Annotated in this window: 24 protein-coding genes; 12 read left to right on the top strand and 12 right to left on the bottom strand. The window is 71.4% G+C overall.

The features are described 5' to 3' along the window. The first annotated feature begins 1 nt into the window (after nucleotide 1). Nucleotides 2–1,948, top strand: a complete 1,947-nt coding sequence (locus OHS58_RS00875) for a glycosyltransferase family 39 protein (protein ID WP_328646824.1) — start codon at nucleotides 2–4, stop codon at nucleotides 1,946–1,948. Nucleotides 1,949–2,059: 111 nt separating this feature from the next. Then, nucleotides 2,060–2,614 carry a GNAT family N-acetyltransferase gene (locus OHS58_RS00870; protein WP_326943378.1) on the top strand — a complete coding sequence of 185 codons (555 nt, stop codon included), beginning with the start codon at nucleotides 2,060–2,062 and terminating at the stop codon, nucleotides 2,612–2,614. Here OHS58_RS00870 and OHS58_RS00865 read toward each other — a convergent pair. Together OHS58_RS00865 and OHS58_RS00860 are read right to left on the bottom strand one after the other, a co-directional pair. Continuing rightward, complete coding sequence (locus OHS58_RS00865) at nucleotides 2,562–3,725, bottom strand: hypothetical protein (RefSeq protein ID WP_328646823.1); 1,164 nt, start codon at nucleotides 3,723–3,725, stop codon at nucleotides 2,562–2,564. The genes OHS58_RS00870 and OHS58_RS00865 overlap by 53 nt on opposite strands. Next, nucleotides 3,722–4,792, bottom strand: coding sequence for a helix-turn-helix transcriptional regulator (locus OHS58_RS00860; RefSeq protein ID WP_328646822.1), 1,071 nt, complete (start codon nucleotides 4,790–4,792; stop codon nucleotides 3,722–3,724). The genes OHS58_RS00865 and OHS58_RS00860 overlap by 4 nt, the downstream gene beginning before the upstream one ends. A gap of 355 nt (nucleotides 4,793–5,147) precedes the next feature. Here OHS58_RS00860 and OHS58_RS00855 point away from each other — a divergent pair, with 355 nt between their 5' ends. Further along, entirely contained in the window at nucleotides 5,148–5,414 is a 267-nt protein-coding gene (locus OHS58_RS00855) for a hypothetical protein (RefSeq protein ID WP_247055308.1), read from the top strand. Between the two features lie 110 nt (nucleotides 5,415–5,524). Then, nucleotides 5,525–6,040 carry a hypothetical protein gene (locus OHS58_RS00850; RefSeq protein WP_328646821.1) on the top strand — a complete coding sequence of 172 codons (516 nt, stop codon included), beginning with the start codon at nucleotides 5,525–5,527 and terminating at the stop codon, nucleotides 6,038–6,040. A 3-nt stretch (nucleotides 6,041–6,043) separates the two neighbouring features. Here OHS58_RS00850 and OHS58_RS00845 read toward each other — a convergent pair whose 3' ends face one another. Genes OHS58_RS00845 through OHS58_RS00830 form a run of 4 tightly spaced genes read right to left on the bottom strand, consistent with a single transcriptional unit; the run spans nucleotide 6,044 to nucleotide 9,684 of the window. Continuing rightward, the gene (locus OHS58_RS00845) at nucleotides 6,044–7,096 is read right to left on the bottom strand and encodes a thiamine-phosphate kinase (protein WP_328646820.1); all 1,053 of its coding nucleotides are present in this window, start codon (nucleotides 7,094–7,096) and stop codon (nucleotides 6,044–6,046) included. Beyond that, a complete protein-coding gene (dcd, locus tag OHS58_RS00840) occupies nucleotides 7,080–7,709 on the bottom strand; it encodes a dCTP deaminase (protein ID WP_442875552.1) in 630 nt (209 codons plus the stop codon). Before dcd ends, OHS58_RS00845 begins: the two co-directional genes overlap by 17 nt. After that, nucleotides 7,709–8,452, bottom strand: a complete 744-nt coding sequence (locus OHS58_RS00835) for a hypothetical protein (RefSeq protein ID WP_328646818.1) — start codon at nucleotides 8,450–8,452, stop codon at nucleotides 7,709–7,711. Before OHS58_RS00835 ends, dcd begins: the two co-directional genes overlap by 1 nt. Nucleotides 8,453–8,463: 11 nt before the next feature. Then, the gene (locus tag OHS58_RS00830) at nucleotides 8,464–9,684 is read right to left on the bottom strand and encodes a helix-turn-helix domain-containing protein (protein ID WP_328646817.1); all 1,221 of its coding nucleotides are present in this window, start codon (nucleotides 9,682–9,684) and stop codon (nucleotides 8,464–8,466) included. 345 nt (nucleotides 9,685–10,029) lie between these two features. On the opposite strand from OHS58_RS00830, the gene OHS58_RS00825 reads away from it, so the two are divergent. From OHS58_RS00825 to OHS58_RS00810, 4 genes are all read left to right on the top strand, one after another. After that, nucleotides 10,030–10,356 carry a hypothetical protein gene (locus OHS58_RS00825; protein WP_247055321.1) on the top strand — a complete coding sequence of 109 codons (327 nt, stop codon included), beginning with the start codon at nucleotides 10,030–10,032 and terminating at the stop codon, nucleotides 10,354–10,356. Beyond that, entirely contained in the window at nucleotides 10,353–10,934 is a 582-nt protein-coding gene (locus tag OHS58_RS00820) for a hypothetical protein (RefSeq protein WP_328646816.1), read from the top strand. The genes OHS58_RS00825 and OHS58_RS00820 overlap by 4 nt, the downstream gene beginning before the upstream one ends. A 100-nt stretch (nucleotides 10,935–11,034) precedes the next feature. Next, complete coding sequence (locus tag OHS58_RS00815) at nucleotides 11,035–12,291, top strand: bifunctional glycosyltransferase family 2/GtrA family protein (protein ID WP_328646815.1); 1,257 nt, start codon at nucleotides 11,035–11,037, stop codon at nucleotides 12,289–12,291. Further along, nucleotides 12,291–14,132 (top strand): ArnT family glycosyltransferase, encoded by a 1,842-nt coding sequence (locus OHS58_RS00810; RefSeq protein ID WP_328646814.1) that lies wholly within the window; start codon nucleotides 12,291–12,293, stop codon nucleotides 14,130–14,132. The genes OHS58_RS00815 and OHS58_RS00810 overlap by 1 nt, the downstream gene beginning before the upstream one ends. 52 nt (nucleotides 14,133–14,184) lie before the next feature. On the opposite strand, the gene OHS58_RS00805 is transcribed toward OHS58_RS00810, so the two are convergent. Further along, on the bottom strand, nucleotides 14,185–14,613 hold the full coding sequence (locus OHS58_RS00805; RefSeq protein WP_328646813.1) for a nuclear transport factor 2 family protein: 429 nt from the start codon (nucleotides 14,611–14,613) through the stop codon (nucleotides 14,185–14,187). 82 nt (nucleotides 14,614–14,695) lie between these two features. On the opposite strand from OHS58_RS00805, the gene OHS58_RS00800 reads away from it, so the two are divergent. Then, nucleotides 14,696–15,442, top strand: a complete 747-nt coding sequence (locus OHS58_RS00800) for a hypothetical protein (protein ID WP_328646812.1) — start codon at nucleotides 14,696–14,698, stop codon at nucleotides 15,440–15,442. Here the strand turns inward: OHS58_RS00800 and OHS58_RS00795 are convergent. After that, a complete protein-coding gene (locus OHS58_RS00795) occupies nucleotides 15,421–16,152 on the bottom strand; it encodes an AfsR/SARP family transcriptional regulator (RefSeq protein WP_326959347.1) in 732 nt (243 codons plus the stop codon). The two genes, OHS58_RS00800 and OHS58_RS00795, sit on opposite strands and share 22 nt — an antisense overlap. Before the next feature lie 132 nt (nucleotides 16,153–16,284). Between OHS58_RS00795 and OHS58_RS00790 the strand changes: the two genes are divergently transcribed. Next, a complete protein-coding gene (locus tag OHS58_RS00790) occupies nucleotides 16,285–16,992 on the top strand; it encodes a PP2C family protein-serine/threonine phosphatase (protein ID WP_328646811.1) in 708 nt (235 codons plus the stop codon). Between the two features lie 2 nt (nucleotides 16,993–16,994). Here OHS58_RS00790 and OHS58_RS00785 read toward each other — a convergent pair whose 3' ends face one another. Then, on the bottom strand, nucleotides 16,995–17,480 hold the full coding sequence (locus OHS58_RS00785; protein ID WP_247055338.1) for a DUF2127 domain-containing protein: 486 nt from the start codon (nucleotides 17,478–17,480) through the stop codon (nucleotides 16,995–16,997). Nucleotides 17,481–17,595: 115 nt separating this feature from the next. Continuing rightward, nucleotides 17,596–18,168: a TetR/AcrR family transcriptional regulator gene (locus OHS58_RS00780; protein ID WP_328646810.1), complete on the bottom strand. Its 573-nt coding sequence runs from the start codon at nucleotides 18,166–18,168 to the stop codon at nucleotides 17,596–17,598. Nucleotides 18,169–18,295: 127 nt separating this feature from the next. On the opposite strand from OHS58_RS00780, the gene OHS58_RS00775 reads away from it, so the two are divergent. Then, a complete protein-coding gene (locus tag OHS58_RS00775; protein ID WP_328646809.1) occupies nucleotides 18,296–19,684 on the top strand; it encodes an MFS transporter in 1,389 nt (462 codons plus the stop codon). A 62-nt stretch (nucleotides 19,685–19,746) separates the two neighbouring features. Here OHS58_RS00775 and OHS58_RS00770 read toward each other — a convergent pair whose 3' ends face one another. Beyond that, on the bottom strand, nucleotides 19,747–22,086 hold the full coding sequence (locus OHS58_RS00770; protein WP_328646808.1) for a GH92 family glycosyl hydrolase: 2,340 nt from the start codon (nucleotides 22,084–22,086) through the stop codon (nucleotides 19,747–19,749). 222 nt (nucleotides 22,087–22,308) lie between these two features. On the opposite strand from OHS58_RS00770, the gene OHS58_RS00765 reads away from it, so the two are divergent. Then, nucleotides 22,309–22,623 (top strand): hypothetical protein, encoded by a 315-nt coding sequence (locus tag OHS58_RS00765; RefSeq protein WP_328646807.1) that lies wholly within the window; start codon nucleotides 22,309–22,311, stop codon nucleotides 22,621–22,623. Between the two features lie 18 nt (nucleotides 22,624–22,641). Here OHS58_RS00765 and OHS58_RS00760 read toward each other — a convergent pair whose 3' ends face one another. Further along, complete coding sequence (locus OHS58_RS00760) at nucleotides 22,642–23,106, bottom strand: hypothetical protein (protein WP_328646806.1); 465 nt, start codon at nucleotides 23,104–23,106, stop codon at nucleotides 22,642–22,644. Nucleotides 23,107–23,194 lie beyond the last annotated feature (88 nt).

Below are 23,194 nucleotides of genomic sequence, written 5' to 3'. Positions count from 1 at the left end.
CATGACCGCAGTGACATCCGGGGCTTCGCCCCGGGCCGGGGGCTCCGCCACCCGTAGCCCCCGAAACGAAGCCGGTGCCGCGTCGCGCGAACCCGCCGCACCCGCACGTCCCGCTTGGCAACGGCCCGCACTGGCCGGGCTGCTGCTGGCGACGGCGGTGCTCTACCTCTGGGGCCTCGGCGCGTCCGGCTGGGCCAACGCCTTCTACTCGGCGGCCGCGCAGGCGGGTTCGCAGAGCTGGAAGGCGCTGTTCTTCGGCTCGAGCGACGCGGCGAACGCGATCACCGTCGACAAGACCCCGGCCGCGCTGTGGGTGCTGGGGCTCTCGACGCGGGTGTTCGGCGTGAGCGCGTGGAGCGTGCTGGTGCCGCAGGCGCTGATGGGCGTCGGCTCGGTCTGGCTGCTGTACGCGACGGTGAAACGCACGTCCGGCCCGGCCGCGGGCCTGGTCGCCGGGCTGGTGCTGGCGCTGACCCCGGCGGCGGCGCTGATGTTCCGGTTCAACAACCCGGACGCGCTGCTCGTGCTGCTGCTCGTCGCGGCCGCGTACTGCGTCGTCCGCGCGCTCGAGAAGGCGGGCCCCGGCTGGCTGGCCCTGGCCGGTGTCGCGGTCGGTTTCGGGTTCCTGGCGAAGATGCTGCAGGCGTTCCTGGTGCTGCCCGCGTTCGCGGTGGCGTACCTGGTGGCCGCGCCGGTACCGCTCGGCAAGCGGCTGCTGCACCTGCTGGGCGCACTGGGCGCGACGGTCGTCGCCGCGGGCTGGTACCTGGTCGTCGTCGCGCTGTGGCCGGCGGCGGACCGCCCGTTCATCGGCGGCTCGCAGACGAACTCGCTGTGGGAGCTGGTCTTCGGCTACAACGGCTTCGGCCGCATCACGGGCGACGAAGTGGGCAGCGTCGGCGGCGGTGCCGGCCGCGGCTGGGGCTCGACCGGCCTGACCCGGTTGTTCGGCAGCGAGATGGCGGGCGGCATCGCCTGGCTGATCCCCGCCGCGCTGCTGGCGCTGGGCGCGGGCCTGTGGTTCACCCGCCGCGCACCGCGCACGGACCGCTCGCGGGCGGCCCTGATCGTCTGGGGCGGCTGGTTCCTGGTGACGGCCCTGGTGTTCAGCTACATGGGCGGCATCATCCACCCGTACTACACCGTGGCACTGGCCCCGGCGATCGCCGCGCTGGTCGGCACGGCGGCGGTGCAGCTGTGGCGCCTGCGCTCGCGGCCGTCGGCCTCGGGTCTGCTCAGCGGCGGCGTGGCGTTGACGGCGGTCACGACGTACTTGCTGCTGTCCGGCTCGACGTGGCAGCCCTGGCTGGCCCCGACGGTCCTGGTCGGTGGTCTCCTGGCGGCAGTGGGCCTGTTCTTCGCGGCCCACCTGACCCGCTGGGCGGCGTCCTCGGTCGCGGCCTTGGCCCTGGTGGTCCTGCTGGCCGGCACGGGCGCGTACACCTTGGCCACGGCGGCCACCACGCACAGCGGCGCGATCCCGTCGGCGGGACCCACGTCGGGCTTCGGCGGCCGCGGCGGCGGTTTCGGCGGCGGCCCGGGCGGCGCTCCCGGCGGCTTCGGCGGTGGTGGACGCGGCGGCGGCCCGGGCTCCCTGCTGACCACGACGCTGCCGGGCGCCCAGCTCACGGCGTTGCTGAAGCAGGACACCGCGAAGTACACCTGGACGGCGGCCACGGTGCTGTCGAACGCGGCCGCGGGCTACCAGCTGGCGAGCGGCGCCCCGGTGATGGCGGTGGGCGGCTTCAACGGCACGGACCCGTACCCGACGCTCGAGCAGTTCCAGCAGTACGTCGCGAGCGGCCGGATCCACTACTTCCTCGGCGAAGGCATGACGATGCAGGGCAGCAGCGGCTCGGACGCGGCCCAGCAGATCGCCGACTGGGTGGCGTCGACCTACCAGTCGTCCACTGTGGACGGAGTGACGGTCTACGACCTGACCGTCTGAGCAACCCGACGAAAGCAGGGTGTGACGCCGCGGCCGCGTCGGGCAACCTGGTCAGGGCGCCGGTGCCTCCGGCACACTGGTGGTGACCCGGGCGAACAGGAGTCCCAGCCGATGACCGAGCCTTGCGTACGGCCGGCTCGCTCCGCGGACCTGGAACCCTTCGCCGTAGCCCTCGGTGACCGCGAATTCCTCATCGACCGCTTCGACCGGCAGCGAAAAGGCCTCGGGATGCTGTTCGTGGCCTGGCTCCGCTACCGCCCGGCGGGCGAGGTCTACCTGTGGCTGGAGGAGGCCGAGGAGTACCCGATCCGCCGTCACCTGCCGGGCGTCGCCCTGCTCACCCACCTGCAGGTGCACCACGAGCTGCGCGACCGGGGCGTGGGCCGGACGCTGGTCGCCGCGGTGGAGGGACACCTGCGGGAGCACGGCCACGAGCGGGTGGCCCTGGCGGTCCGCACGGACAACCCGGCGGCGGCGCGCTTGTACCGCCGCCTCGGCTACGAGGACTGGGGCCACGGCGAGGTCGTCTGCTACGCGCGGACGACCCAGCCGGACGGCCGTGTTCTCCACGAACCGGAACGCTGTTGCGTGCTGGTCAAGGACCTCGTGCCGGTCACGCCCGCGCCAAGAACGGAGACGCGGATCGGCGCTTCACCCCGGCACTGATCCGCCCGTCGACGCCCGGCTGGACCAGGTGGCCGATCTGCAGGGCGGCGAGCGCGCCGTCGACGCCGATGCCGCGCGGGTACCGGCCGATGTGCTTGCGCCACCGGGCGCAATCCGTTTGCCAGGCCCGCAAGTACGCCACGCACAGCTCCGGCGTGATCAGGTGGCTGCGTCCGATCGCGGCCTTCAGCGCGGCGACCATCCGGGCCTTCTGCGCCGGCTCGATCGCCGACGCCAGCACCTGCTCGATGGTCGTGCTGATGATCCGCCGCCGGTCCGGCAGGAACTCACGCCAGTACTTCTCGTCGGCGTCCGCGAGGCCGAGACCGTTGTCCAGCAGGCCGTACACCCCTTCGGCGAGGGTGTCGCCCAGCTCCTCACCGCGGGCGCGGCGGGCGTCCCGGTACGGGTCGTAGGGGTGCTGGATCGCCGTTCCGGTGACGGCCGACGGCCGCAGCCGCAAGCCGTCCAGCAGGAAGAACCAGTCCTCGTTGTAGATGTTGGGGAAGAACGAGCCGAACGCCCGTTCGCCGACCACGAGCGCGCCGCCGCCGATGAACGTCTTCTGCGCGGCCCCGATATCGCGGAGCGCGTGGCACACCACGGAGTTGTCCGGCATCCCGGAGTTGGCCAGCCCGACGACCGCGTGCTCGCCGAGCAGCCCGGCCGCCGCGGAGACGTCCGCGGGGTCGGGCAGCACGATGTCGTCGTCGAGGAAGAGGATCCGCTGCCACCCGGCGAGGACCGCGATGAGCAGACCGAGGTTCCGCTTGCGGCTGGTGTCGACCCGCCGATCGAACTTGTGGAGGCGGAGCAGCTTGTCGGTGGCGAACTCCGGCACGACCCGGCGGGGCACGTCGTCGATGTCGATGGCCGCGACCCGGACGCCGGCCCGCTTCGCCTCCAAAGCCGCGCTGGAAGCGTCGCCGCGCATGCTGCTCAGCACGAGCAGGAGGACGTCGCGCTCCTGGGCCGCCGCGATGGCCTGCCGCAGGTAGGGAGCCGTCCGGCCGTTGGGCACGATGACCGCGTCCAGCGCCGCCCGGGGCGCGGCCGCGGCATCGACGTGGACCAGGAGGTCTTGGTGCGACTGGTGTTGCCGCGCGGTCACGCGGCTTCCGGCCACTCGTGCAGCCGGTTGTCCGCCACGGTCCAGTCCGGGGTCAGGCCCTTGCCGGCGACGACCTGCACCCGGCTGATGATGCTGAACGACTTCGCGCCGCCGAACCGGTCCCGCACGAAACCGCTGTTCCGGTCCCGGAACTTGACGTCGGTGAGGGCGCGAACCGCGCCGAGGGTGCCACGACCGTACATACCGTTGCACACGGTTACGGTGCGCTTTCGGTTGAACGGGCTCACCCCCCGGTAGAAATGTGCCACGTCTTCCAACAGGTGACCTTCGCTGTCCAACTGGGGCGGGAAGAGCTCCGACCCGCCATCTCGTCGCACTCGGAAGCCGCCAGGTTCGCTGGTCGGTGCCTCGTCGGCACGGACTACCTGCTCCACCGGGAGGTCGACGCGTTCGATGACGTCGCGGGTCACGGTGTTCCAGTCGACGCCACCGAGCAGGACCAGGTGGGTCGTGTAGTCGTCGGGGGTCAGCTCCGCCGTGGTGTGGAAGCTGACCTGGTGCTGCGGGTTGACCGACCGGATGTGCCCGAACAGCTCGATCAGGGCGTCCGGGTCGGCGTAGGTGTAGAGCGAGACGAAGTCCGCGCTGTCGGGGTCGGCGTAGGTCAGGTGCTGCCGGTACTCCGTCGGCAGCTGGGCGCAGACGATGGTGACGTCCTCGTTCTCCGGGAAGCTCCAGATGTCGGGCACCGGTTCGGCCGCGCGGTCACGCCCGTCGCGCAGCGACAGCAGCTCCCCGAGCAGCTCGTCGTGCCGGTCGCGCTCCTCGTCCGTCAGCTGGTCGAGTGGGAGCACCCGCACGGTTTCGCCGTTGACCGACCGCGGCGTGGCGAACAGCGTGGCGTAGGCGTCCAGCCGCCGGACCGGCGGGGCGATGGGCTTTTCGGCGTTCTCCCAGGAGGAGATGAGCGAAATGCTGAGCGGCCTGCTCCCACCGATCGCGTGGGCGATCTGCGCCTGAGTGATTCCCAGCTCGGGCCACTGCTCTTCCCGCAGCGCGCGCAGGCGCCGGGCGAGCGCAGGACGGCGCGACTCGGCTGGGGACACGACTCCGCCGCCCTTCAGTAAATTTCAGTGGCGTGAGCAGGGGCACAATTGTACCCACGAATGGCCCAGCGCCTGCCGCCGACCCGCCGCAGCCGGGACCGAAGCATGAGCAGCCGGGGCTTTACTGTGCAGCGAAGCGGTAACGTCCGATTCTCCTCCGTTGCTACAGTCAAATCCAGACCTTACAGTCGATTTTACTGAACTTCACTGAATAACTGGTCCAGCGCGGTCGGTCACCTTCCGGCGCCTGGGCGGACGTCGAGTTTCGCGAACGAATCCCGCCTTGTGAGTCAGCTGGCACACGAGCCGGGACGAGCCGGAGGTTTCCTGGATCCACCGCAGAGGAGGGCTTTTCATGGACCCCACCACCACGCCGCGCAGCCGCTGGCGCCGGGGCGTCTTCGCCGCCGGGCTCGTCATCCCCTTCACCGCTTCGCAGGTCTGGGCCTTGCTCGTCCTGCTCCGGCTGGCCCCGCTCGACGGGCTGGTGGGCCAGGCTTTCGTGCTGATCCTGCTGGGCTCCGTCGCCGCGATCTGGGCGGGCTGGCGCTGGACCTGGCTGCTCGGCCGCGACCGCGACTTGCGGCCCGAGCCCGCCGCGAAGACGCGGATTCCGACATGACCTCCGGGCCGGTGATCGTCACGGCACTCGTGCTGGTCATCGCCGCCGGACGTCTCGTGCGCCACCTCGGCGGCCTCCTCCGTCGCCGACCGACCGGAAGGAGCAAGGAAATGACGACACAGCAGGCACATTCGCCGTTCCCGATGCGCGTGTACCACTGGCGGTGGGAGCTGCTCGCCGTGACGCTCCTCCCCTACGGCCTGGTGATGTTCGGCCTCTGGGCCGGCCCGGCGTGGGCGTCGGGGACGCTGGCGGCCGTCCTGGCACTGGCCCTGCTGCGCCGCCGGCACGTGCGGACCCGGATCCGCGCGGTAGTGGTGCAGCACCGGCTGCGCGCGGCGTTCCCGTCGCTGCGGCTGCCCGGCGGCCACCGCCCGGCGATCCTGTGGACCCGCCCCCGCGCCGGCGACATCGTGGTCTCGCTCTACGGCCGTGAGGCGTTCGAGCACCTCCACCGGCACCGCCGGATCCTCGCGGCGGCCTGTGACGTCCCCGAGGTGTACGTCGACCGGCACCCGCGGTTCGCGAGCCTGGTGACGCTGACGATCAGCCCGACCGAAGCCCACCACGAGCCGGGACGCGCGGTGCTGCCGAGCAACGTGGTCCCGTTGCGGGCGCACAGCTGAGGTTCAGCGCGCCTTGAACATGTCGGTGATCACCGTGGCCGGCTCCCCGCCGTGCCACGAGCTGGCCGAGAACCGCTCCTGCGCGATCCCGCGCCAGGCAGCGGTCTCGGGCCCCAGCGTCAGCTTCTCGTCCGCTGTCAGGGTTCCGATCTCCTGAGCGGCGATGCCCTCTTCGCGCAGCGTCTTCGTGACGAGCCTGGCGTCCTCTTCGCGGACCACGACGACGAGTCCCCAGTCGCCCCAGGTCTGCGCGAGGTCGAAGGGGTCCAGTTTCGCCTGCGCGGCCACCTCGGCCACCAGGTCGTCCAGCCGGAAATCCGCACTGACGGCCGCGCCGACGCCGTTCGCCTCGCAGAGCGTGCGGACCGTGGCGAACAGGCCGTCGGAGACGTCCATCGCCGCCCGCGCGAAGCCGGTCGTGGCCAGCAGCTGCCCGGCCTTCAGCTGGGCCATGGGCTCGCACGCTCGTCGCCAGAGCTCGGCGGCCTCGGCCGCCGGGAGCGTCGCCTGTCCCGTCTTCAGCAGGGCCGCGGCCCACAGGTGACCGGGCGAACCGACCAGCAGCAGGCGATCCCCGGCTCGGGCGCCGGAGCGTCGCAGCCGGCTGCCCGGGTTACACCGGCCGATGGCCGTCGCCGTCAGCTGGACGACTTCGCCGTCCCGGATGTCGCCGCCCGCGACCTTCGTGCCGTGGGCGGCGCAGCAGTCGTCGACGCCGTCGAGCAGGCGCTCGAACTCCCGCACCGTCGTGGCCTTGGGCAGGGTGTAGTTGACGACGAGCCCGAGCGGCTCGGCGCCGGCGGCGGCCAGGTCCGACAGGTTGATCGTGGCCAGCAGCCAGCCCGAGTGGTAGAGATCGGGCTCGCCGAGGAGGTTGACCACGGGCGTCGGGCAGCTGTCGGTGGTCGCGACGAGCTCGCTCGGCGTCGTCACCGAGGCGAGCAGGGCGCTGTCGTCGCCGAAGCCCTCCGTGCCGGCGTACCGCGGTCGCAGGACTCGCTCCTGGATCCCCCGTTCGCCGAGGTCACCCAGGCACTCTTCAGTTGCGTCGGACATGGTCGGCCAATCGGGACGCGGCGACGGCGTGGTCGCTCGAGTAGTTGTGCGGCATGACGTCGTAGGGCTGCTCGCTGCCGGTCGAGGCGAACAGCATCAAGTTGCAGATCCGGGTCTCCGGGTACAACAGGACGGGGTGACGCAGGTGGTTGACGATCTCCAGGGTGATCACGGCGAGCTTGCCGCGGCCGAAGCCGGGGCTGACCTGACCGCACAGCACCACGCTGATGCCGAGCCGCGCGTAGTCGCTGGTGCCGTCGACGAGCCCGACCAGGTTCTCGGAGAGACCGATCTTCTCCAGCGTCGGCGCGAGGACGACCTCGCCGGGTTCGACGGCCAGCCGGCCCTGCGCGTCGAGCTCCTTGGGGACCAGCTCCGGGTACGTCGACCGGTCGGCGATGTCGACCGGACCGGTCGTGGCGAGGCTGAACGCCTCGTGCCCGAGCCGCAGGCTGAGCGCGGCGGGCCGGAGCATCGCCGGCTCGAACGGCTTCACGGTCAGTTCCCCGGCCGAGACGGCGCGTTTGATGGCCTTGTCGGTCAGCACCCCGCGACGCGCGCGCCGGACGGGCAACCGGCGCTTTCTGTCACGGAATCCCAGCTGCACCGGCATCATGATGCGGCCTCTGACTTGAAAGCCGCTAGTACGGCCGTCATGAGCCGGCGGAAGTCCGCTTCGGACAGCACGCCGTTCGGCTGGTCGTCGCTCTCGCCCGGCTCGCAGTAGACCACCGTGGCCGGCGTCCGGCGCGGTCCCTGGATCACGACGGTGGCGGTCAGTCCCGCGTCGATCGGACGCACCGTGTGCACCACGTCCATGTCGCACGAGTACACCTCGCCGCGCACGACGTGCGGGGACCTCTGGCGTTTCAACCGCACTTCGCCGTCGGTGACGAGCGCGGCCGGGTGCGCGGGATCGGCGCCGTAGCGGTAACGCCGGAACGGCTTGCCGCCGTCGGCGACCTCCGTGAACTCGACCATGTGCATGCCCGTGCCCACGAGGATGTGGGAAGCGAACTCCCACCGGTGGCTGTGCGGGTTCGACTCCCCCGGCGAAACGACGTCGGACTCGGGCCAGACGTGCAGCCGGATCCGGAACTCCGGCTCGGCCGAAGTGTGGAGGACCAGCTTCGCGAAACCGTTGGGGTGCCAGTACGAGCGTCCGGCGATCTCGGCGACCTTCGCGTCGTTCGTCAGGAGCCCGGCCAGCCAGCTGACGAACGGCCGCGGCTCGACGCGGATCTCCCACGCCGCCTTTTCGAGATTGGACAACGCGGCGCCGTCGCGACCCAGGGTTTCCGCGAGCCCGCGCGGAAACCGGTGATCGTCGAGGGCCGTCAGTGACGTGGTGCTCATCGTGCGACGCTCTATTCTGCGGCGTTCGGGGGGAGAAGGGCAGGTACTGCGAACGCGAGCGCGGCCGCGCGGAGGGCCGTGACGGCGTCGAGCGTCATCCAGATCGGCAGATCGCCGCTACCCCAGGCCCACAGGCCCAGGCTCGGCTCATGACGTTCCCAGAGGGAGCCGAGCGCGCGGCTCAGCCTGGCCGTCGGCACGTGGGGCGCCTCGGCCAGCACCTGAAGGACCCACGCGGCCGTGAAGTGCTTGATGTTCACCCGGACCGGCTGGCGGCCGCCGGGTTGGGGCAGCGCCAGTTCCTCGGAGACCCCGTCGTCCGGGTGGGCCCGCTCGATGAGCCACTGCGTAGCCGTCTCGACGGCGTCACGGACGTCGGAACGCTCCCCGCCGCCGCGCAGCAAAGCGCGAAGAGCCACGACGGCCCGCGCGGTGTGCGCGGCCGACGGCTCCGGCGCCACCAGCCGCGGCTCCTTCTTCTCGCCCCACAGGAGCAGGCCGTCGAAGTCGAGACGGGTGGCGAGCAGGTCGTCGGCGAGCTTGCGGGTCAACGGCGCGTCCGGCCGGAGCCGGACCGCCGAACGCAACGCCGTGGCCAGCAGGAACGGCCGGGTCCGGCTGTAGCCGTCCAGCGAGCGTTCGAGGTAGTGCAGACCTTCGTCGGCGGAGAGCAGGGTGCTCGCCTGGGAGAGGGCGTCCACCACCGCGGCGGTCACCTCCGGCCGGCGACCGCTCGAGCGTCCCTGCCACCCGAATTCGGACCGCTTCTCGTAGAGGTCCACGACGACGTTGTGTAGGCCGATGTAGGGCTCGCCTACCACGACCATCGCGGAGATCCCGTAGGCGGTGGCGAGCGTGGTCTGCTCACCCTGCTGCTGGAGGTTGTGCCGCCAGCCGACCGCCTGGCCGTCGTCGTCGCGGATCACGTGCCCGGCGAGGCTGTGCCCCGCCCGCCGGAGGACTTCGAGCAGCGAGCCACCGGTGGTGACGACCGACCCCGCCGACGCGGGCGACCTCGCGCCTTCCACCAGGTCGAACAGCATGTTCGCCGCCCGGAAGTGATCGTCGAGCAGCCGCGCGTTGTCCGTCGAGGGGAGGTAACGCCCGGTCTCCCACTGCGTCAGGTTCGCCCGGCTCACCCCGACGATCCGGGCCACGTCCGCCTGGGTTTCGTGGGCGGCCTTGCGCAGCCGGCGCAGCTCGTCGCCCACCTGTTCAGGCGTCGTTACCACATCAGTACCTATCGGCTGGGCCACAGTCGACTTATCATGTAGGTAAGTCCGGTTCACCGGACTTACCTACATAGGTAGGCGACCGTAGGGAGGTGACAATTTGTGGACACAGAGCGCACCTTATCCCATCGGCGGCTCCTCGCGGTTGCGAACCCTCAGCGACTCGCCCGAACGGGTTGTATCCGCAGCTCGCGGCCCTCCCGGCCGCGGATCGGTCGCGACCCCGCGCACCTGAGGCACTGCGGAAAGTGTCCGGCGGCCTCCCCGAGCCGCCCGCGGGCAACCCCTACGCCGAGCCGGCCGGGCTTGCCCTCCGAAGTTCGCGCGCAGTTTGGGGGTGTCCCGATGGAAGACCACAACCTACCTACGTCCCGCCGGCGTGGCCGGTTCGATCGAGTACTCGCTGTCCTCGGCGAATGGCTCTTCGCCGCCGACGAGGACGCCCGGGCCGAGGCCCGCGGCTGGCAGGTGCACCGCGCCGCGAACGGCCGGACCCGCACCTACCGCGATCCCCGCTGGGACACCGTCAGCGCCTGCCGATCCTGCGGCGGCCACGGGCTCAGCCCCACCGACGGCGCCGCCTGCCCGGCCTGCGCCGGTACCGGAGTCATTCGCTCGGCACCCGAGACCGCGGTCCCGGTCGCCGACGGCTGGAGAGGAGCACGGTCATGACCCGCAAGCACACTCCCGAGCACGTCACCGAGCTGGCCCGGCAGCTCACCCCGGTGAAACGGCCCAACCCGTTCCTGTGGGCCTACCACTGGCGCTACGAGGTCGCGGCGGTCACCTTGCTGCCCTACTCGCTCGTGGTGCTCTTCCAGTGGCTCGGCCCGCTCTGGTTCGCGGTGGCCCTGGCCGGCGCGTTCCACTGGGTCTTCTACTGGCGCGCCGGCCGCCGCTACCTGCGGGGCCGGCTGCGCGCGATCGTCGTGCAGCACCGCCTCCGGGCGACGTTCGCCAGGGCCCGCGTCTGCACCCTGGACGGCCGCCGGCCGGCGATCCTGTGGACGCGGGAACGGGACGGCGAAATCCTCGTCACCGTGTTCTGCCCGGCCGGCCTGGAGTTCCGGCAGATCCGCGACGCTCGCGCGCTGATCGCTTCGGCGTGCTTCGCGACGGAGGTCTATGTCGACCGCCATCCGCGGTTCGCGAGCCTGGTGACGGTGGCCGTCTGCACGGCGCCGCCGCGGTGGGTGCCCGCGCAACGCGGCAACCCGCAGGAGATCGTCCCGCTGCGGGTGCACAGCTGAGCCGCGCCGCCCCCGGCGTCCACCCGTCCGGGGGCGGCGCACAGCAACCGCACAGGGCGATCACACGGTCACCAAAGCGGGACCCACGACCGTAGTCGTCATGACAGCCACCGCCTCCGCTTCACGGCCCGGGACCGTCCCGGTCGACCTGGCCGGCCCGCAGCCGGTTCTCGACGTCGTCATCCCGGTCCACAACGAAGAGGCCGACCTCGAACCGTGCATCCGCCGGCTGCACGCGCACCTGGCCGAACACGTCTCCTACCCGTACCGGATCACCGTCGCCGACAACGCGAGCACCGACGCGACGCTGCCGGTCGCGGAGCGGCTGGCCCGGGAGTTCCCCGAGGTCGAGGTCCACCACCTGGACGAGAAGGGCCGCGGCCGCGCGCTCAACGCCGTCTGGCGGGCCTCGGACGCCGCTGTCCTCGCCTACATGGACGTCGATCTCTCGACCGACCTGGCCGCGCTGGCGCCGCTCGTCGCGCCGCTGCTGTCCGGGCACTCCGATCTCGCCATCGGCAGCAGGCTCGCCCGGGGCGCGCGCGTCGTGCGGGGGCCGAAGCGCGAGTTCATTTCCCGGTGTTACAACCTGATCCTCCGCTCGACGCTCGCCGCGAAGTTCAGCGACGCGCAGTGCGGGTTCAAGGCCATCCGCGCCGACGTCGCCCGGGAACTGCTGCCGCACGTCGAGGACACCGGCTGGTTCTTCGACACCGAACTGCTCGTCCTCGCGCAACGCGCCGGGCTGCGGATCCACGAGGTGCCCGTCGACTGGGTCGACGACCCGGACTCGTCGGTCAACATCGTCAAGACGGCCACCGCGGACCTCAAGGGCATCGCCCGCGTCACGAAAGCGACGTTCACCGGCGAGATCCCGATCAGCCGGCTGCGCGAGCAGCTCGGCCGGCAGCCGATCGGGGTCGAGGCACCCGGGGTGCCGCCGCGGCTGGTGACGCAGCTCGTGCGGTTCGCCGCGATCGGCGTCAGCAGCACGCTCGCGTACCTCGTCTTGTTCCTGCTGCTGCGCTCGGCCGTCGGCGCGCAGCCGGCGAACTTCGCCGCGCTGCTGGTGACGGCGATCGCGAACACCGCGCTCAACCGCCGGCTCACGTTCGGCATCCGGGGCCGCGGCGGCGCGGGACGTCACCAGTTCGAAGGGCTGATCGTGTTCGGCCTCGGCCTGGCGCTGACCAGCGGCGCGCTCGCCCTGCTCCACGGCTCCACCACCCCCGGCCTGGTCCTGGAGATCACCGTGCTCGTGCTGGCGAACCTCGCCGCCACGGTCCTCCGGTTCCTGCTCCTGCGCGGCTGGGTGTTCAACCCGCGCCGCCAGGGCGCCACCCAGAAGGAGTACTGATGACCGCCGTCCTGTCCGACCCCGTGACGCAGGAACCGCGCCACCGCAAGGACTCCGCGGCGCCCGCACCCCCGCGCTGGGTCCGCCCGTCGGTGTTCGGGCTGCTGGCCGCGACCGCGGTGCTCTACTTCTGGAACCTGACCGCGTCCGGCTTCGGCAACTCGTTCTACGCCGCCGCCGTGCAGTCCGGGACGCAGAGCTGGAAGGCGTGGCTGTTCGGCTCGCTCGACTCCGGCAACGTCCTGACCGTCGACAAGCCGCCGGCCGCACTGTGGGTCGGGACGGCGTTCGCGCGGATCTTCGGCTTCTCCAGCTTCACCGTGCTGGCACCGCAAGCGCTGATGGGCGTCGCGTCCGTCGGCTTCCTCTACCTGGCGGTGAAGCGGACGTCCGGCCCGGTCGCCGGGCTGATGGCGGGCGCGTTGCTCGCGGTGACGCCGGTAGCGGCGCTGATGTTCCGGTTCAACAACCCGGACGCGCTGCTCGTGCTGCTGATGGTCGCGGGCGCCTACTTCGTCGTGCGCGCCACGGAAAAGGCGTCGCCCGGCTGGCTCGCGCTGGCCGGTGCGGCGATCGGGTTCGGCTTCCTGACCAAGATGATGCAGGCGTTCCTGGTGCTGCCGGCGTTCGGCCTGGTGTACCTGATCGCGGCGCCGACGTCGCTCGGCAAGCGCTTGCTGCACCTGGGCGGCGCGGTGGTGGCGCTGGTCGTCTCGGCGGGCTGGTTCATCGCGCTGGTCGACCTGTGGCCGACGGCGTCCCGGCCCTACATCGGCGGGTCCGAAGGGGACAGTCTGCTCGAACTCGCCTTGGGCTACAACGGTTTGTCCCGCATCTTCGGCGGTGGCGAGGGCGGCGGCCCCGGCGGCGGCGGTGGTATGGGCGGCAACACCGGCTTCGGCGGGACGTCCGGGCTGTTCCGGATGTTCGGCGCCAGCTTCGGCGTCGAGATCTCGTGGCTGCTGCCGGCCGCGTTGATCGGCCTGGTCGCCGGCCTGTGGTTCACCCGCCGCGCGCCGCGCACCGACCGGACGCGCCTGGCGCTGGTGCTGTGGGGCGGCTGGCTGGTCGTGACGGCGCTGGTGTTCAGCTACATGAGCGGCATCGTCCACCCGTACTACTCGGTCGCGCTGGCGCCGGCGATCGCCGCGATGGTCGCGATTTCGGGCCGCGCGCTGTGGCAGGGCCGGGTGAACCTGGCGCCGCGGGCGGTGCTGGCCGGCATGGTCGTGGCGACGGCGGTGTGGTCGTTCATCCTGCTGGACCGCACGCCGGACTGGTTCCCGGCGCTGCGCTGGATCATCGCGGTGCTCGGCGTGCTGGCCGCCACGGTGCTGGTGATGGGCGTGCCACCGGTGCGCCGGGTGGTGGCGGTGGTGGCCGCGGCGGTGGTGCTTTCGCTGGGCGCCTCGACCGTCGCCTACGGCGTCGAGACGGCGTCGGTGGCCCACAGCGGATCGATCCCGACGTCCGGCCCGACGTCGAGCGCGATGGGCGGCTTCGGCGGCGGCGAAGACTCGGCGTCCAGCGCGGTCGGCAAGCTGCTGGCGTCGACGACGACCGAGTGGGCGGCGGCGGCGACGGGTTCGCAGAGCGCGGCATCGCTGGAACTGGCGAGCGGCAAGGCGGTCATCGGCATCGGCGGCTGGAGCGGCTCGGACCCGGCCCCGACACTGGCCGAGTTCAAGGCGTACGTCGCGGCGGGCGAGGTGAAGTACTTCATCGACGGCGGCCGCGGCGGCGGCCCGGGCGGCGGATCGAGCGAAATCACCGAGTGGGTGACGGCGAACTTCACAGCCACGACAGTGGACGGCTCCACGGTCTACGACCTGCAGAAGTGAGCGCGGCCTAGGGGTCGTGAGTGGTAATCAGGGTTCTAACCCGCATTACCACTCACGACCTCTTTGTACGCAGGTGGTGGCTGACGTCGCCGACCAGGTCGACCGTGGCCCGGCGTTCCGTGAACTGCCACTCGCCCGCGGAGCGGGTGAACGTGTCCCGGTAACTGCCCGCCGCGATCGTTTGCAGTGGGAAGCCCGGGACCGCCTGCAACACCGTGAAGTACGCCCGCGACTCAGCCGTCTCCCCGGTGACCGAGATCGACACGTTCGTTGTCACGTGCTTCGTGCGTGGCGTCCCGTCGTCGTATCGGATCACCGTCGACTGCAGCATTCCCGCGACTTCCGGAGCGCCGCGCGCCACGCCGCCGCTGCCGGCGAACGCGCCCGATGCGAACAGCTCGCCGACGGCGGCGAAGTCGCCCGCGTCCACCAGGGACGCGTACCGGTAGATCAGGTTCTCGATCGCCCGGGTGTCATCCACGAAAATGATCGTACAGAAAAAGTATAGAAACCCTCCGTACGGTGGCGGCGAGGGCGGCGGGGGTCGCCCACAGGGGGTAGACATGGATCGCCGGAGCCTGCTCAAAATCACCGCCGGGGCCGCCGTCGCCACGGCCGGGTCCGTCCTGCTGAGCGGGACAGCGGAAGCAGACACGAACGTATTGCCGCCCGTGCCCGGGATGCTGGGTGATCGGCGGGCCAACGAAGTCTGGTACCAGCTCGACGAAATCGCGTTGTACCACCCGTCGCCGGAAACCAGTGCCGCCTACACCGCGTTGTTCGGGTACCTCGGCCAGGAAAGCATCGCCAGCAGGTGGCTCGCCTTCAGCAAAGAGCCCACGTACCCGCGGAACTACCTCGAGTTCGTCAAGCCCGTCGAAGCGCCGCTGCGGACGCTGTCGAAGCTTCAGCTCGGGAACTTCGACCGCTTCTACCGCGGGGACGAAGCGGGCCTCGTCAGAGCGTTCGTCGACTTCGGGCAGGGGGTTCTCTTCGATCCTCGACGCGAACCCGTCGAGTCCGAGGTGCACACCATGGACGGGAACCCGCCCTCCAGCTACCACTTCTGGCACGCGATCCAGCGCGCGCAGATGCTGCTCGGCATCGACCGTCAGCGGTGGGCGCGCATCGATCCCGTGCTCGGCTTCGCCTGGGCCTTGCAGTCCGTCGCGAAACCCGACCACCGGCACGTCAACCCCGGGCTGCCCGCGGGGCAGGTCCGCGCCTTCGCCCGCTACTGGCTGCCGCGGGAGCCCGCGCAGCTCGACCGTGACTTCCAGTCCTCGCCCTATCCCTCCGGACTGGGCTGAAGCACCCGCTCGTAAGCCGCTCGCAACGCCGGGCCCGGCGTGATCCCCAGCTTCTCGTCGAGGACGCGCCGGCCCCGGTGGTACACCTCCACCGCGTCCGCCGACCGCCCGCTCGCGCACAGCGCGGCCATCAGCAGCGCGAGCGCGCGCTCGCGCAGCGGGTGTTCGAGGACGAGTCCCGTCGCGTCGGGAACGGCTCGCAGGTGGTCGCCCACCGCGATGTCGGCTTCGATACGGCCTTCCAGCGCGGCCAGCCGGAGTTCCTCGAACCGCGCCGCCGAGCCCGCGCGAAGCGGTTCGGCGACGTCGGCGAGGACCGGACCGCGCCACAGGTCCAGCGCGGCGCGGAACAACCCGGCCGCACGGGAAGCCGAGCCCGCCCGGAACGCCGCCGCACCGGCCGACGCGAGCCGTTCGAACTCCTGCGCGTCGAGCGTGCCGCTCGGCTCCAGCAGGTAACCGCCACCCGTGCGGACGAGCCGGGCCGGTAACGCCCGCCGCAGCCGGGACGCGTACGTGCACAGCTGCGCGTCGACCGTCGAGGGCCGGACGCCGTCCCACACCAGGGAAATCAGCCGCTCGTCGGGCACCACCCGGCCGCGGGCCAGCAGCAACGCCGCCAGCAGCGTCCGCGGCTTGCGCCCGCCGAGCACGGCCGGGCGGCCGTCGGCGCGGCACACCGCCAGCGGGCCCAGAATCCGGAACTCCATCCCCCCACCCCGTTCCCACCGTACCGGGACTGACACCGCGGGCACAGGAAAGTCTCAGACCGCCCACAGGAACGGCGCGGATCATGGAGGTCAGAGGATGAGGGATGAGGGATGAGGGATGAGGAGGCCGCGATGATCACCACCCGTCCGGGCTACCCGCGCTGGCACACCGCGAGTGCGCAGGGCCCCCGTTCGCACAACGCCGACGCCGTCGGTGCCTACGCCGCGGCCGGCGCGCCCGGCATCGTCTTCGCCCTCGCCGACGGCGTCGGGGACGACCCGGCCGCCGCCCAGGCCGCGCGCGTCGCCGCCGCGGCCGCCGCGCGCACACCCGTCCACAAAGGACCGGTCGAGGCCGTTCTCGCCGCACAGCAGGCCGTCCGGGAACGCAGCTACGGCGACGCCGTGCTCGTCGTCGCCGTGCCGGTCGCCGGCGGCTACCGCATCGCCTGGGTCGGCGACGCCCGCGCGTACGCCTGGGACGGGACGGCGCTACGCCGCCTGACCACCGACCACACGCTCGCCGAGTACTTCCGCGCCCGCCGCCAGCCGGTGACGCCGCGGATGGAACACGTGGTCACCACCAGCGTCCGCACGACGAAACCGCACGAGATCGGCACGGCCGAGGTGACCGGCGGCGGGCTGCTGCTGACCAGTGACGGCGTCCACAAACCGCTCACCGGGACCGAGATCCGCGCCATCCTCGCGGATCCGGCGCACGGGGCCGCGGAACTCGTCGAGGCCGCGATCGCCCACGGCGGATCCGACAACGCGACCGCGCTCTACGTCGAGGCAGTGGAGGCCGAGAGCACCACGGTGCGATTTCCCGTTGCCGCGTGACCCTAGCTAGCTCGTTCGCGTTTCAGCTGCCGGTATTCGCGTAGTACCAACACGATGATGATGACGTCCAAGGCGGCGAAGAACGGCAGCGCGATCGAGTGGGTGTGGATCGCGCGCCAGACCTCGTAGACGACGAACGCGGCGAGGATCACCGCGGCGATCGGGTAGGCGGGGACGATCTTGCGCGCCAGCGCCCAGACCAGGCCGAGCTTGATGAGGCCGTGGGCCAGCAGGTAGGCGACGGCGAACGTCTTGGTGTCGCCGTGCAGGAAGTTCTCGGTCGCCGATTCGAGGTGCCGCGCGAGCGTGCCCGACGGGTCGCCGAGCAGGTCGCGGGTGATCACCGCGTGGGTGAACCCGCTGACGGTCGACGCCGGGATGAACGCGAGGATCAGCGCCCCGACGACCTGCAGGGCGCCGTCGAGGCCCTTGATCGCGATCGCGATCCGGAAGAACCGCTCGGTCGCCGTCGGCTTGGTTTCCGCCATGCCCCCACCTCAGCACGAACGGTGGATCCGCGCACGTGGGGGCGGTTTTCACGCCTTTCGTGCCGAGCTGTCCGGCCGGTCCGGTCCGTCCGGTGCCACTCGATCAGCCGCCCGATCAGCCGGCCGTTTCCGAGCGCACCACGTCTTCCGCGAACGCGACCGCCGTCTTCATTCCCTCTTCGCCGAAGATCGGGCCGTTCGTGTACAAGCCGTCGATGATGAACATGACCCGGTCGGCCAGGCGGTCCGGCTCGGCCGCCGGCGTCGAGCGGGCCAGCTCCCGCAGCTGCGTCCGGACCCGCACGAAGTGGTCCAGCGACACCTGGTGCGCCGGGTGCTCGCGCTCGGGGAACTCGGCGAAGGTGTTGCGCAGCGGGCAGCCGCGCGTGCCCGGGACGTTGACGCGGACCCCGACCTCGCGCACCAGCTCGACCAGCTGGCCCTCCGGGCCGTCGGCGGCCGCTTTCGCGTCCGCGACGATGTGCTCCCAGTCCCCGCTGCAGCGCCGCAGGTAGGCCACGACCAGCTCGTCCTTGCTCGCGAACTGGCTGTAGAGCAGGTTCTTGCCGCAGCTGCACTCGTCGATGATCTGTTGCATCCCGACCGCGTGCACCCCCTGCTGGTTGAACAGCCGGGTGGCGGTTTCGAGGATGCGCTCTCGGGCGTCCGGCGTGGGCTTGCGCGGCATGCGCCCCATCGTACCGGACCGAATGGTCCACATCGTGGAATCCCTGGTTGACACCGTGTCCGCGGCGCCGTCATGATTCGGACCGTTCGGTCCCGGACCGATCGGTCCATCTCACTTGGGGGTTCCCTTGACCGTCTCCACGTCTCCGGCCGCGGTCCACGACCGCATGACGCCCCGCGCCCGCGGCCTGCTCCTCGTCCTCTGCGGCGCGATGTTCCTCGACGCGCTCGACGTCTCGATGAAGGGCGTCGCGCTGCCGTCGATCGGCGCCGAGCTCGGTTTGACCACCGCCTCGCTGCAGTGGGTGGTCAGCGGTTACGTCCTCGGCTTCGGCGGTTTCCTGCTGCTCGGCGGGCGCGCCGCCGACCTGCTCGGGCGCCGGCGGATGCTGATCGGCTCGCTGGTGGTGTTCGCCGTCGCGACCGCGCTCGGCGGCTTCGCCACCGACGGCCCGCTCCTCATCGCCGCGCGGTTCGTCACCGGTGTGAGCGCCGCGTTCAGCGCCCCGGCCGGCTTCTCGATCATCACGACGAGCTTCACCGAGGGCCCGGTCCGCAACAAGGCGCTCTCGATCTACAGCGCGACCGGCGCGGCCGGCTTCTCGCTCGGGCTCGTCGCGGGCGGGCTGCTCACCGAGGTCAGCTGGCGGTGGGTGTTCCACGCGCCGGTGGTCGTCGCGCTCGCGACCCTGGCCGGCGCGCTGGCCGTGGTGCCGCGCACACCGCGTCCTGCCCGGACCGGCGGCTTCGACGTCGCCGGCTCCGCGACCATCACGGCGGCGATGCTGCTCCTGGTGTTCACGCTGGTCGAGGCGCCGAACGCGGGCTGGGCGTCGGTGCGCACGCTCGGTTCGCTGGCGGCGGTCGTGGTGCTGCTGGCCGCGTTCGCCGTGATCGAACGGCGGGTTTCGGCGCCCCTGGTCCGGCTGGGCGTGCTGCGGTCGGGCGCGCTGGTGCGGGCCACCGTCGGGGCGCTGTCGCTGCTGGGCGGCTGGGTGAGCGCGCTGTTCATCGTCACGCTCTACCTGCAGGATTTCCGCGGCTGGTCGGCGCTGGAGACCGGGCTCGCGGTGGCACCGAGCGGCCTGGTCGTGGCGCTGCTCGCGCCGCGGATCGCCGCGCCGCTGGTCGGCCGGTTCGGCTCGGGGCGCGTCGCGCTGGCCGGGCTCACCTCGTCGGTGGCGGCGTACGCGCTCCTGCGGTTCCTCGACGCCACCAGCGGGTACGTGACGCTGATGCTGCCCGCGTTCCTGCTGGTCGGGCTGGCCTTCACGCTCACCTACGGCCCGCTGACGATGGCCGCGGCCGACAGCGTCCCGGCCGCGGACCAGGGCTTGGCGGGCGGGCTGGTGAACACGTCGTTCCAGGTCGGGCCGGCGGTGGCGCTGGGCGTGGTGTCGGCGGTGAGCACCACCGGCGCCGACCTCCTGAGCGGCCTGCAGGCCGCCCTGGTGGTCCCGCTGATCGTGGCCGCACTCGGCGTCGCCGCGATGCTCCCCTCCCTGCGCCGCGCCTGAAAGCCGTGAAGGCCTCCTTACCGGCTATAAGAGCCGGTAAGGAGGCCTTCACGGCTTTTGGATCACATCGCGGGCGGGGCGGACTTCGTGCCCCACGCCGTCGGCGTGTCGCTCAGGGTGAAGCGGATCGTGCCCGCGCGGAGCAGGTCCTCGTGCGAGATCCAGCTGCGGTCGTAGCCGCGGTGTCCGATGTGGACGTCCGTTGTGTACTGGAGTTTCGACGCGCTCGCGCCGGGCGCCTCGATCTCCAGCTTGCGGCCGTGTTCCGGGTGGATCTCGACCTTCTCGAACATCGGCGTGCTGAGCAGGTACGTCCCGGAACCGGGCTGGGCCTCGAAGACGCCCGTCATGCCGAAGACCAGCCACGACGAGATGGTGCCGAGGTCGTCGTTGCCCGGCATGCCGTACGGCGTGTCGGTGAAGAGCGTCCGCGCCGCGCGCAGGACGGCCGACGTCTTCCACGGCGCGCCCGTCCAGCTGTACATCCAGGGCGCGTGCAGGTCGGGTTCGTTGTTGGGGTTGAAGGCGAAGTTGTTGTGGTAGTCGTACGCGCCGTGGACCCAGGAGTCCTTGGCGGCCTTCGCCGGGTCGGTGAGCAGCAGCGGCGTGTCGAAGAACGTGTCGAGCCGCTTCTCGGCCTGCCCCGCGCCGCCCATCAGGCCGAACAGCTTCGCGGTGTCCTGCTGGGCGAGCCACTGGTACTGCCACGGCGTGCCCTCGTGGAACCCGGTCGACTGGGCCGGGTCGGGGTCGCCGACGCCGGTGCCGTCCGCCGCGCGGGTGCGCGGGAAGCCGGTGAAGCCGTGGGACTCGACGCTGGTGTCCCAGAGCTTCGAGAAGTTGCCGCAGCGCGCGGACAGCGTCTTGGCCTTGTCGCGGTAGCCCAGCCCGGACGCCATTGTGGACAGTGCGCAGTCGGCGAGGGCGTACTCGAGCGTCGCGGAGCCGGCCTGGCGGGTGTCGCCGAAGGTGTAACCGGGGACGTCCTGGTAGCCGATCCAGCCGTTCTCGACGTAGTTCGGGTTGCCGTCGCGGCCGCGGAAGATCGACTGGTCCGCCGGGACTTCGGTGGCGTTGCGCCACAACGCGTCGAACAGCTGCCGCGCGGTGCGGTCGTCGAGGAGGCCGCGGCGGTAGTTGTCGACCACCCACGGCGTCACCGGGTCGCCGCTCATCACGTTCGTCTCGCCGCCGGCCAGCGCCCAGCGCGGCACCCAGCCGCCGTCCTGGTAGATCTTGAGGACGGACTTGGTCATGTCCGCGGCCTTGTCCGGGTGCAGCAGCGCGACGAGCTGGTTCTGCGAGCGGTAGGTGTCCCACAGCGAGAACATCTGGTAGTAGGTGTCCCGGCCGCGGTGCACGGCGTCGTCGAAGCCGCGGTAGGAACCGTCCACATCGGACCCGACGGACGGGTGCAGCAGCGACCGGTAGAGCGCGCTGTAGTAGGTGCGCTGGTCGGCGAGGGTCCCGCCGGCGACGCGCATCCGGTTCAGCTCGTCCGCCCACGTGTCGTGCGCGGTCTTGCGCGCCTTGTCGAACGACTTGGGCTGCTCGGTCTTCCGGTTCAGCCGGGCGCCGTCGACCGAGGTGTAGGAGACGCCAACGGACGCGCCGACCTGGTTCTTGTCCGCGCCGAAGCTCAGCCACGCGCCGGCGCGCTGGCTGCCGAGGCTTGCGTCGCGCTGGTTCGGCGTGAGCTTGTTGTCGGTCCAGGTCCCGAAACCGGTGAACTTGCGGTCGAACTTGGCGCTGAAGAAGACCTTGTAGCGCTCTTTCTGCGTCTCCCAGCAGAAGTTGCCGCCCTGCAGCCAGCCTTCGACGGTGTCGTCGCCGACGACGTGGACGTCACCGGCGTAGGTGTAGCCGTTGCTCTCGCCGACCTCGATGAGGACGTTCTCGCTGGTGGCCCCGGCCGGGTAGGTGTAGCGGTGCTGGCCGGTGCGCTGGGTCGCGGACAGCTCGGCGTCGATGCCGTTGTCGAGCTTGACGCCGTAGTAGCCCGGCTGCCGGGTTTCGTTGGCGTGGCTGAACTTCGCGCCGTACTGCGCGGGGTCGCTGCTGGTGACGGCGCCGGTGGTCGGCATGAAGCGGAAGTTGCCCATGGTCTGGCAGCCGACGCCCGAGAGGTGGGTGTGGCTGAAGCCGAGGGTGGTGTCCTGCGCGTAGTCGTAGGACGCGTACTTCTTGAGCTGGGTGTCCGGGCTGAGCTGGACCATGCCGAACGGCGTCGTCGCGCCCGGGAAGGTGGTGCCGTCACCGTTGTTGCCGATCGAGGTGTCGACGAGGGTGGTCGGGTCGTCGGCGAACTTCGGCCCGTGTGGTGCCGCCTGCGCGGGGGTCGCGAGGGCGACGGCGGTCACGCCGGCGAGCGTGACGGCCAGGACGCGCTTGCGCGCTCTCATCCGGTTCCTCCTGTGACAACGTTGTCAGACTGTGGGTGAATCCTTGACGTTGTCCACCGGACAGGTCAAGACCCACGAGCGAGGTTTCGCCGGATATGCGAAGGCTCACCCGCGGCGGCGGAGCGCTCCGAACCACTGGTTGGCGGCCAGTTCGCGGGCGACCTTCACGTCCCGCTCGGGCGGACCGGACAGCGCCTGCTGGGTGATCACCCGGACGCCGCCGTGCACGATGACTTGGCCGGCGGCGGCGACGGTGACGACCTCCGCGGCCACCGCCTGGCCGACGCCGCCGGCCACCTCGTGCGGCTGACCGAGTCCCGCGACCTGACCGACGTGGTACTGGTCGGGCGCAGCTGGGCCGGCTACCCGATCACCGGCGCGGCCGGGCGGCTGACCGGCCGGCTCGCCGGGATCGTCTGCTACGCAGCGCTGCCGCACCCCGGCGCAACGTTCGCCGGACGCCTCGGCGTGCCGCCGGTCGCCGTGCCCGGCATCCACCCCGGCGAGATCGCCAAGGCCGTCCTCGCCGCAGGCTGAACGACCGTCCACAAGGGACTACGACCGCAGCGCGAGGATCTGCCGGGTGTGGACCGGGACGTGGTCCTCGGCGAGACCGTCGATGAGCGCCGCCAGCGGGATCGGCTGGTCCAGCACGAGCGTGTCGCCGGACACGAGGAACGCCGGCACCTGCACCGAAGCCGCCTGCTCGTCGAGGGAATCGGCGATGTCGCAGAGGATGGCGGCCTGACTCCGGACGTGGCGGGTGAGCTCGGCCCGGCCGGCGTACCCGGCGATGATCCGGCCGAGGTGCGCGGGGTCGAGGGCGACGCGGTTATCGAACGCGGGCCGCGAGCCCGCGACCACGCCCATCGCGACCGCGGCGACGGCGGCGTCGACACTGAGGACGTGGGCGAGGACCTGGTCGGCGTTCCAGCCGCCGTCGGCGGCGGCCCCGAGGCCCGGCGTCGCCGCCGCTTCGAACAACTTCTCGTAAGCACTGCGCAGCGCGGTCGTGTCCATGGCCGGGCACCTTTCGAAGCGGTTGATGTGCAACTCAATAGTTGCACAACAGCCACTCACTACGCAACCCATGGGTTGCACATCACGC

It is taken from the genome of Amycolatopsis sp. NBC_00348 (assembly GCF_036114655.1).
Lineage (GTDB): Bacteria > Actinomycetota > Actinomycetes > Mycobacteriales > Pseudonocardiaceae > Amycolatopsis.
This window is presented reverse-complemented; position numbering and strand designations above follow the sequence as displayed.